At 51.5% G+C, this 8,370-nt stretch carries 6 protein-coding genes and 4 pseudogenes; 2 read left to right on the forward strand and 8 right to left on the reverse strand.

Annotated features, from left to right (window positions below; genetic code table 11):
- Positions 1-17: 17 nt before the first annotated feature.
- From LH128_RS32710 to LH128_RS34000, 5 genes and pseudogenes are all read right to left on the reverse strand, one after another.
- Positions 18-729: pseudogene (locus LH128_RS32710) on the reverse strand (IS3 family transposase); the annotation flags it as partial.
- A 127-nt stretch (positions 730-856) separates the two neighbouring features.
- Positions 857-2,200 carry an O-antigen ligase family protein gene (locus tag LH128_RS32715; protein ID WP_083910381.1) on the reverse strand — a complete coding sequence of 448 codons (1,344 nt, stop codon included), beginning with the start codon at positions 2,198-2,200 and terminating at the stop codon, positions 857-859.
- Between the two features lie 3 nt (positions 2,201-2,203).
- The gene (locus tag LH128_RS32720; protein WP_008833637.1) at positions 2,204-3,286 is read right to left on the reverse strand and encodes a glycosyltransferase family 4 protein; all 1,083 of its coding nucleotides are present in this window, start codon (positions 3,284-3,286) and stop codon (positions 2,204-2,206) included.
- A gap of 11 nt (positions 3,287-3,297) precedes the next feature.
- Positions 3,298-4,599 carry an oligosaccharide flippase family protein gene (locus LH128_RS32725; RefSeq protein ID WP_083910382.1) on the reverse strand — a complete coding sequence of 434 codons (1,302 nt, stop codon included), beginning with the start codon at positions 4,597-4,599 and terminating at the stop codon, positions 3,298-3,300.
- Positions 4,596-5,600 carry a hypothetical protein gene (locus LH128_RS34000; RefSeq protein ID WP_008833639.1) on the reverse strand — a complete coding sequence of 335 codons (1,005 nt, stop codon included), beginning with the start codon at positions 5,598-5,600 and terminating at the stop codon, positions 4,596-4,598. The genes LH128_RS32725 and LH128_RS34000 overlap by 4 nt, the downstream gene beginning before the upstream one ends.
- 478 nt (positions 5,601-6,078) lie before the next feature.
- On the opposite strand from LH128_RS34000, the pseudogene LH128_RS34120 reads away from it, so the two are divergent.
- Positions 6,079-6,233, forward strand: a pseudogene (locus tag LH128_RS34120) (transposase); the annotation flags it as partial.
- Between the two features lie 134 nt (positions 6,234-6,367).
- Here the strand turns inward: LH128_RS34120 and LH128_RS30960 are convergent.
- Positions 6,368-6,505 (reverse strand): annotated as a pseudogene (locus tag LH128_RS30960) (IS630 family transposase); the annotation flags it as partial.
- Positions 6,506-6,564: 59 nt separating this feature from the next.
- Here LH128_RS30960 and LH128_RS30965 point away from each other — a divergent pair.
- Positions 6,565-6,980 (forward strand): annotated as a pseudogene (locus LH128_RS30965) (transposase); the annotation flags it as partial.
- A 35-nt stretch (positions 6,981-7,015) separates the two neighbouring features.
- On the opposite strand, the gene LH128_RS30970 reads toward LH128_RS30965, so the two are convergent.
- On the reverse strand, positions 7,016-7,609 hold the full coding sequence (locus tag LH128_RS30970) for a plasmid pRiA4b ORF-3 family protein (protein WP_008833642.1): 594 nt from the start codon (positions 7,607-7,609) through the stop codon (positions 7,016-7,018).
- Positions 7,606-8,370, reverse strand: a 765-nt coding sequence (tnpC, locus tag LH128_RS30975; protein WP_037522500.1) for an IS66 family transposase, incomplete at its 5' end; no start/stop codon positions are given. The genes LH128_RS30970 and tnpC, both read right to left, overlap by 4 nt.

Consider the following 8,370-nt stretch of genomic DNA (forward strand, 5'->3'; position numbering starts at 1 on the left):
GCTTTTCACAGACGACTAGCTACGAGATAAACGAAGCCCCGCGCCATGGGGATGTATAACTGATGTCTGTCGCCCAGACTTGATTGGGCCTCACGATCGGAAGCTTGCGCAGGAGATAGGGGTAGATCTTGTGCCCTGGCGCCGGCTTCGAGGTGCTGGGACGTCGATAGACCGCCTCGATCGCCATCTTCTTCATCAGGCTCGCGACATGGCAGCGGCCAATCTCGATACCCTCCTGGCGCAGGAAATCACGTAGCATTCGGCTTCCCGCGAACGGAAACTCCAGGTGCAACGCGTCGATGCGCCGCATGATCGCGAGATTCTCCGACGAAACCGGCCGGGGCAGATAATAGACACTGCCCCGGCTGATCCCCAGTTCCTTCGCCTGACGCTTCACCGGTAAGGTGTGCGTTCGGTCAATCATCGCTTTGCGCTCGGCAACAGTCCTGCCTTGCCGAGCGCGCCTTCCAAAAAATCATTCGCCAACGTCAACTCGCCTATCTTGGCATGCAGCGTCTTCACGTCGACGGCGGGCTCGTCCGAGGACTTCTCCGACCCGAATACGCCGGCCGCTCCTTCGAGCAACTGCGTGCGCCACGTCGTGATCTGGTTGGGATGCAAGTCATAGTCCTGCGCCAGCTCTGCCAGCGTCTTCTCGCCCTTGATCGCGGCAAGTGCTACCTTCGCCTTGAATGCCGGGCTGTGGTTGCGCCGGGGTCGTCTGCTCATTCTCTGCTCCTGTCTCGCAGCCTTCCTGGCTGCTCTCAGGCAGAAAATCCAATTATCTCAGTGCGCAGATTCCCCAGGCCACCTCTAACCTCCAGCTCGCACCCATGGCACATGATCCGTGACGTGATCAGAGAGTCTTGATATTAACCCTTCGCCTGACAACACGCGCTAACTTCCCCCAAATATCTCGCGTTGCCAAGAACAAACCCGTTCCCACACCATACCATAATGCGAGTTCGCGGTCACCGAATGTTCCACCTAGCATTCCATACGCCAGAGTGCCGCATATTACGAGACCACTAAGAACTCCGAAAAAGACCAAATCGCTTTCTCTGTACCAGCGAGTCTTACGCATAAAAATTACGGCTGATGCGGACTGCCAAAATTGCAAAAGAAGCAAAGGGAGCCCACCAAATATCCCGCCGATGAATAACATACTCAGGTGCTGATTATGACCGAATCCATAAGCCCTACTGATTTCGTTACTGCCGCCAAGATTCTTTTCGAGCCAAAATCGGCTTTCGCCGCTTAACCCAGCCCCAAAAAATGGGCGTTGGCTTATGCTGTCCAACATCGAATTGTTTTGACGCTCGCGCGAAAGTGATGTCGGATCTACTGAAAATTGATTTGAAAATATGCGCTGCGTCCAGCGGTCAAGCACTGGGACACCGGATAACTGCAAGGTGGCCACACCAATGGCGAGCACAGCTCCTACCATGAAAATTCTAACAATAAAACCAGGGCGCATTTTCACTACAAATACTAAAACCAACATAAATTCTACTGCCGCAACCGCAATCCATGTTCTGGTAACGGACAGCGAAATGATCAAAACTGAGATAAAAACCATTATAATTTCTATGGGGATCAGCTTAAATCTCATCATCATAACAGCATAGGAAACGCCAAATACGATTGAGCCACCGATTATCTCATATCTAATCGTACTAAAATTTACGCCCTTCGAAAAATAAATAACGAAGAATGCAGAGATCATGTAAGCTAAAGCTACTGTAGCCATGCACTGGCGAAGTGCGCGGAGATTATCTTTCATTTCGAATACGATTGAATAGCTGGCAGATGCTGCTGTGATGTACAATACTATAGGAATCACATTCCGCATCGTATTATAGATGTCGGCGTTGTAAACTATTGAAGTTGTTATCGCGGTTGCTAAAAAAATCACCGTGCATAGTGCAAGAATTATGAAAGATAAGCCTTTGCTCCTCGATCTATTTATAACAGTGAAGCTGCCAGCGAAAGTGATGTAAAATGCGCTGAAAATGGCTTGCATGGCCAAGCCCTGACCAGCCCCCTCACTTTTGAAATCCAGTATCCACGACGATATCATTATCGCGTAAATAATAAGAATCCAACGATAGCGCTTCCTTATCTCAACTTTTACTTTGCGGGCGGGAGTCACAGTTTGACCCGAGTTGTTAGGGGAATAGCGAAGCAGAGGGCCGTTCATAATTTAAAGCAACCCCATAATATTTTTGTACTTTCTAGCAGTTATATTTATTTCATATTGATCAAGATCGCGATGGAATCGTCCTAGTTTAATTAGTGACCCACTTTGGGCCCCGATAGCTTCCCAATCTCCTAAGCCGACCAATGCCACGCCAGGCATTTTCCCAGCGAACTTAAAGGCAGGAATTTCAGATGCGATAGTGGGTACACCACTCGCAAGAGCCTCCAACAGAGCTATGCCCTGCGATTCTGCCCGCGATGGCATTAAATACAAGTCAGCTGCCGCGAGTAGTTCTGGCACATCATCCCGACTGCCAAGAAAGCGCACTGACCGTAAGACGCCTTCTTGCAACGCTAATTCGCGCAGGTCGGCTTCATAATTGGCATCTTCCGTAAGTCCAGCAAACCACAACTCAGCCCCGCCTTGCCGCAACAAACCTGCCAAACCGCGGAGCGACACGTGTTGTTGCTTGACATCATCGATGCGGCCGACCTGCAGAAATAGTTTGTTCCCTTCACCAAGGCCAAATTTGCGCCGGGCCGTAGGACGGTCGATTGATCGAAAGCGGGACAGGGAAATTCCATTCTGTATTAGTTCGACCGGAATACGATCACCAAACCGCCGCATGTAATTTTGCTGCCCCTCCTCCGAGACAGCTACAACCGCATTTTGTCGAAACCTCAATACTCGTTCAGCAATAACCGCAGGGGCCGTGCTTATATCGTCATTATTGGCCGAGTGCAAAACAGTGATAAATCGCCCATGTGCCTTTATGAACGGAAGAGCCATACGGCCATAGAACGAGGGAAGGACCGAGTGGGCGAGAATGACACTTGGACCGAAGATCGAAAACACTCGCTTGAAATGCGCCACGCGTTCATATTTAGTGAGCCTCTTCGGGGGAAAGAACAGCTTTACACCTGCGTTTGCAAGCCACCGCTCTTCGTCCAAAAAATGAGGCTCGCATGGCTCGAAGGAAGCGATCGCACAATTGACCCCCTCTGCCTGATGCATCAGGCAGAGGTCGCGAACAAGTATCTCCGCCCCAGAATGGCGCGGTGTATGGATGAGGTGAAGGGCGTTCATAAGCGTTCCATTCAAACGGCGTCGATGCGCGCTATTCGTCCAAAGAGCATACGTTCGTTGAGCAGTTTGACCAAAAAGCCACACACGGCAAGAGTTCCGCTTGCCGCCGCAACCACACCCGTGCCACCAAAAATGCTCCCCAACACGCCCCCGACGCCAATTAAAAGCGCAATCGCCAAAGCTGTCGTAATAATGTTGTTTTTCATTTGGCCTGACGCAACTCCCATTTGATAGGCTGGAGCCCCATAGGAATTAATGATAAATCCGCCCGCCATTAATGCACAATATATTACATACTGAAAATCCAAATGTCCTATCCAAAAAATAGATATAAATGGCGAACTTATTAAAACGCATGTTAATAAAGACATTACGCCTAGTATATTGAATTTCACAGATTTCACGTAAAAATTTTGGATTTTTTCGCGATCTGATGAAAATAGCGTCGTCATTGCAGGTAGCGTTGCGGTCAATGCAGACACAACGACGTTTCGTGTTAGAGATATTGTTTTAAAGGCAAGCTCATATACACCAACAGTTTGCAATCCACCAACATGACCCACTAAAATCTTAGACAGCGGCTCAAACAAACCATTGGCAATATTGGCAACCTGAGCCTTCAGACTGAAACCCAACATTTCTTTGAAAACCGGCACGGAAAACAAAGACGGTACGAAACTACGGACTCCGGTCTGTCTGCGAACAAAACACCACGCGGCGAGTATACTTGCACTATATTGAATAACCTGAGACCAAGCCAATCCAGTGACACCATACAGCGGAACTAGTGCCATAACCGCAATTATTTGGACCAAATTTCCCATTATACTAAGCTGAGAATTAACGTAACCCAAATGCAGGCCCTGAAGAGACCCTAAAAGAACTCCAGAAATATTCATAAGCACGAAGCCTGCCATCATAACTGGTAAGACGCGATGAGCTTCTGCAATAAATTTATGAGAAACTATATTTTGTATATTTAAGGAAATTGCCAGATAGCCTGCTGTTCCTAGCAAAATGAACAAAACAATATTGGAGATCAGGCCTGTTTCCAGATATGCACGCAGCCGTTCACGGTCTTTGGTTGGATCGCACAGGGCAATAAATCGCAGTGAAGCATTTGACATGCCCGCGTCGCCCATTCTAATCATTGTGGTCCAAGCAAACAGAGTTGACCACAAGCCCACCGCTTCAAGTCCGCTTTTACGGATCATTAGCCTGTAACTCAGAAAGACGAGACTAATGTTGCATGCAAACGCGAAAACGGAAAAAATTACGTTTTTGCGTAGGTTGAAGTTTGGCAAAGTCGTCATGGCGCGCTCTTTCGGACGCCCAGCGCTGCCTGTAATGTGGCAAGACTAATCTTACGAAACTTTGAGGCTAATTCGACTCCGCCTCGTGGGTTGCGGACAGGAAATGGCTTAGCGAGTTCTGCGGCTAGAGTCTTCGCCGCCACACTAATGTGCGGCACGCCTTCACTGACACAGAATTTGTGGGAAAGCGATCCGGGGCGTACGATCACGGGTATACCGAATTGAATTGCCCGCCCCAACACCCCTGATGCCTGATCATAATCTGAGCTGTAATAGCACCATATTAAATCAGAATGGGAATAAAAACCAAGCAATTCCTCGTCAGATATAAAACGATTTACAGAAAACCCTGCCTCCAATTCGAAGCGCCGTCCGATTGCGGAGAGCGAAGGTGCGACCTTTCCTCCAGATGCGAAAAGAACATGCCTGTGCAAATCTTGGTTGGCATGCCATACTGAAGTAAAAACATCATAGCCCTTGTTCACGTTTTGAGCTCCGATTGTGCTGATTACCCGCCTACCGTTTGCGATATCGACCAGATCGGCCGGCGGGCTCACCGAATGGGAAGCGAGCAGATCACCGCCGGCTTCGCTAGCGAAGTCCCATAATTGGAGATCATAAATGCCATCGTCGGCGATATTTCTAAAATGGGGCGCGATGGAGAAGGGAATTATCGTCAACGTCCGAACTGCAGGCAAAATTTTCAGCATCTTAAGGAGCATGCGCTTAATTCGCAAGCGCAGGGTTGCCCCTTCCGCAGCGGGGCCGGGGCGGAACAAAAGACCGACCGTCCGTCGTCCCAACAGGCTACGAAACAATGCCACAATGACATATAAGGCAAAAGAATCTTCAATCATTAAAAATAATACAGGATTCGAGACACCGAAAGTACGTAATTTGCCGACTTGTCGACACTTAAATATGTCAGAAATATAACGCATGTAGGCAGCGCGATGCCCACTCATGCTTTTGTTATAAATTGCAATGGAGCGGTGTTTCATAGGACAAATTAACTCCAATTAGAATTATTAATATTTCCGCATGAAGTTTAAAATTATATTAGAACGATGCGGAAATTGAAAAATTCTTTTCCGTAAATTTTTCGAAGCATCCGCCACCTATTAACATGCCACAATTGCAGTTATTAAATTGGGTGTTTTCCCGAGGTATCTTTTTAAACCTTATAAATTTTTATGATTTTGATTTTAATCATTAAATGTAATAATTGAAATTAATCTATTTCACGCCCCTCATTTTTTATTCCAGTTTCCATGACGGCTAAAGGCTTGGACTCATCATAGGCATACGTGTTGGCCGATATACCACATTTCAGCGGGAACAACCCCGCAAACATTATGTCAGGCACGCCAAGCCTATGCCATGCCTCTCTTATAGCCCGCTCTTATAGCCCGACCAAAAATTATTAAGCAATATCAGTATGTTGTGATTCACGCCGCCCTGCGAGAGGTGAAGTGATCAATGGCAGGTACCGGTGTCGCTCGGCAGGAGCATAGCCGGAAAGGATTACGCTATTCCAGTGATATGACGGGGCGGGAGTGGCAATTGGCGGCACCCTGTATCCCGCCAGCAAACGCGGAGGTCGTAGGCGGACAACGGACATGCGCGGATTGGTGTGTCGTGTTGCCTCAAGAGGTGCCCCCTAGTGGATTGATCGGAACGAATGAGTCCGCTTGAGGGATTCCCATGCTTTCTGTGCCGTGCGACGATGGCCGTTCGCCAGAAACTGTCCGTTCCCATCGTTGCTGAACTAGTGAATTGATTCCAACACTTGGTGCCCGCGCCGTACAGCGGCTATAATTTCGTTCGGATCGGCCTTCCAGATGAAAGGTCGGGGGTCCTCGTTATGCTCCTTGATAAAGCGGTTGATGGCTGCCTTCAGATTGATCTGCCCCCCGCTGAGTGGCCCAGAGACTATGATAGTCTGGACCATGAAAGGGGCATTGAATGCCGAGCAAGAAGCACAAGCCGGAAGAGATCATCGGCAAGCTGCGTGAAGTTGAGATTGTGCTAGCGCAGGGAGCCTCGACTGCCGAGGCATGCCGGCGGATCGCGGTCAGCGAGCAGACCTATTATCGGTGGCGCAAGGAATATGGCGGGCTGAAGACCGATCAGGCGCGGCGGATGAAGGATCTGGAGAAGGAGAACCAGCGGCTGCGCCGGGCGATCTCGGACCTGACGCTGGACAAGCTGATCCTGCAGGAGGCTGCACGGGGAAACTTCTGAGCCCCGCGCGGCGGCGGCGCTGCATCGATCAGGTACGACGGGATCTGCCAGTCCGGGTATCCGAGCGACGGATATGCCGGGTGCTGGGTCAGCATCGATCGACGCAGCGCAAGATGCCGCGCGGGGCAGATGACGAACGTAAGCGCCGACGGAAGGCGGCGTTGACGTAGGGTTATTTGGGTTTCCGCGGGCGCGGCGCCCATTTCTTGGCGAGTGCCGCGAAGCGAGCGTGGATCACCTCGATGTTGGGTTGAGTGTGGGGGTCATGGTCGTCGCCAAGAGCATCCAACGCCTCTTCATGGTATTCATGCGACGGATCGGTGAGAGCCTCCAGCTTCTCGGCATAGCCCCAAGGCCCTCCCGAGTCCTCCGGTGGGCGCATTCCGCTAGCTTCCAGCAGGCGCGGATAGCTGCCTTGCAGGTCAGCCGGAGCGATGCCGTGAATCCTGACGCTGTGCTCCCATCCGTCGCCAAAGTCGTAGAGGTACTGGAAGGTCTTGCCGCGCATTCCCTCCAACGCCTCACCTAGGGTCGTCTTTCGGGCATCAAGTGGGCCGCCAAAGCCGTAGGACGGGTCAGGGATGCCGAAGCCCGTGCGCCCGAAGGTCAGCTCCCACAGATGGCTATCGGTCCATCCCAACGCTTCCTGGAAGGTAGTGTGCAAACGATCGAGCCGGATGCCGAGCGGTACTTCGATCATGCGGGTTACGGCGGGCGTCACGTTATCCAGAGTGATCGTCATGTGCACGACGAAGGCGTTGCTCAAGCAGCTTGCTCCAGGTTCTGGATCGCCTTTGCGGCCTGCCAGTTCCACGGCAGGAGTTCGTCGATCCGGTTGATCGGATGGTTGCCGATACGCTCGATTACGTCGGTGAACCAGGCTTCGGGCTCAACACCGTTCAGGCGGCACGTTTCGGCAAGCGAGTAAAATAGCGCCGAGGCATCCCCGCCCTTGATGGACCCGACGAACATCCAGTTGCGACGCCCCAGAGCAACGCCGCGCAGGGCATTTTCGACCAGGTTGTTGCTGATCTCCAGCAGGCCATCTTCGCAATAACGGACCATCGCCGCCCAGCGGTTAAGGGGATAACGGCATGCTTTCGCCAAGGCGCTGTCCGAGGACAATCCCTGCATCTGGGCATGCAGCCATGGCCGCAAGGCTGCAAGCTTCGGGAGAGCCAGCTGCTGGCGAACCCGTCGCCGCTCATCGGGCGGCGCTCCTTTGATATCCCGTTCGATCGCGAACAATTCGCTGATCCTCACGACCGCTTCAGCAGCTACCGGCGATGGGTTCTTTTCCAGAATGTCAGTGAACTTACGTCGCGAGTGAGCCCAGCAGCCAACCTCGATCACGCCGCGCGGCGCCTTGGTCTTGGGGTCATGATACAGCGCGTTGTAGCCAGCATAACCGTCGGCTTGAAGGTATCCACGGTAACCTGCAAGGTGGGCCGCCGGATGCTTACCGCCGCGCCCGGTCGTGAAGCGGAACGCCACGGCAGGCGGGCTCATGTCCCCGCTTGATCGGCT

It is taken from the genome of Sphingomonas sp. LH128 (genome assembly GCF_000293195.2).
Taxonomy (GTDB): domain Bacteria; phylum Pseudomonadota; class Alphaproteobacteria; order Sphingomonadales; family Sphingomonadaceae; genus Novosphingobium; species Novosphingobium resinovorum_A.